Origin of the sequence: Kitasatospora sp. DSM 101779, from assembly GCF_025655475.1 — a bacterium.
Classification (GTDB): Bacteria; Actinomycetota; Actinomycetes; order Streptomycetales; family Streptomycetaceae; genus Kitasatospora.
Window position 1 is genome coordinate 5,341,634 of record NZ_JAHTIK010000001.1, and the last position, 1,478, is coordinate 5,343,111.

Here is a 1,478-nt window from a genome sequence, read left to right on the forward strand (position 1 = left end):
GCGGACGGTGTCGGCGGTGGGCGCGCCGCGGGCGCCGAGGACGAGCCCGACGGCCTCGGGCAGCCCGGCGGCGCTCAGCGTCGGGCGGTAGCCCTGCTCGGCCCACGGGCGGCCCAGGTGCAGCCAGACGCTGCGCAGTCCGGCGACCTCGGCGCCCGCGACGTCCGCCGGGCCGTGGTCGCCGATCATCCAGGTGTTGGCCTCCCAGCCGGGGGAGGGCGCGACCCCGCAGCGGCGGGCGGCGATCTCGAAGATGAGCGGGTCCGGCTTCACGCACCGGGCCTCCTCCGAGACGACCCAGCCGTCGACGAGGAGGTCGAGGCCGGTGCGGCGGATCTTCTCCAACTGGGGCTTGGTGCCCCCGTTGCTGACGATGCCGAGGGTCCAGCCGGAGGCACGGGCGGCGTGCAGCGCGTCGACGTGGGTGGCGGGGCAGTGGATGTGGGTGTTGATGCCGCGGCGGTAGTGGGCGAGCAACAGGTCCATGGAGTGGTCCAGGCCGTAGCGGCGCTTCGCGGCGCCCAGTACGGTGCTGCGCGGCACATAGCCGGAGCCGTCGATGGTGGTGAACCAGTCGATGTCGGCGGCGGGCAGGCGGTGTTCGGCCAGGAAGTCCAGGGCCCAGGCCCGGTAGGCGGCGTCCCTGGGCAGCAGGGTGTTGTCGAGGTCGAACAGGAGCAGCGGCATGTCGAGCATGCTGCCAGTGCGGACGCGTATGCACGTGGCAATTGCCAATCGTCGACCTGTCCGCGAGATGGATTGGCCGAATCCGGACGGTGACGGACCGGTGGCCGAACGCGATGTTTCGCCGCGGCTGTGACTGATGGGGCGGACGGGGCGCAGATGTCCTGGTGGGACCTGTGTCCATCGCCCCCGGCGCAGTGTCCGGTGACCGCTCCGGCGCCTCGTGCGACCGCCCCGGTATCTCTCGATGACGGTCGGATCACGTTGTGTGTTCGGCCTGTTGCGTAATCGGGGGTTGTCGGTCAAGCTCCTGGGAACCTCCGTGACCGGTGGCCGACGGCCGGCGTGCGCGGGGGGCGCACAAAGTGCGGCGCACGTGGTCCGTTTGCGGGAACCTCGGCCCACCGGGGTCCGACTGCTGGGCCGCGTTCCGCGCTCGTCGTACTCTGAGAGGAACAGGTCGCGTTCAGTGGTGCTCGGCGGAGATCGGCTCGGTGCCGTGAGTGGGCCTGCTGCCCCGACGGCGCTGTTGCGCTCCGTCGGCCCGTCCTCCTCGAATAGCTGTGAGCGATGGCTGGTTTTGAGCCTCCCGTACCCGCCGGTGCGGATGCCGCCGGCGGTGGTGCGCTGCCGGTCCACGGCGGGCCCGTCGGCGGTCGCTCCCAGGCCCGCAGGGCCGCACTCGCCGCAGCCCGCGCAGTCGCCCTCCGCACCTGGCCGCTGTCGGTGCGGCGCCGGACGGGGGCACACGGCGCCGCAGCGGGCGCTGCGGGCCCGGGCGGCCCGGTGCCGGG

Annotated in this window: 1 protein-coding gene; it reads right to left on the reverse strand. The window is 73.1% G+C overall.

Annotated elements, in window-relative coordinates:
• Positions 1–687, reverse strand: a 687-nt coding sequence (locus tag KSNIM_RS24370; RefSeq protein WP_263105282.1) for an HAD family hydrolase, incomplete at its 3' end; no start/stop codon positions are given.
• Positions 688–1,478 lie beyond the last annotated feature (791 nt).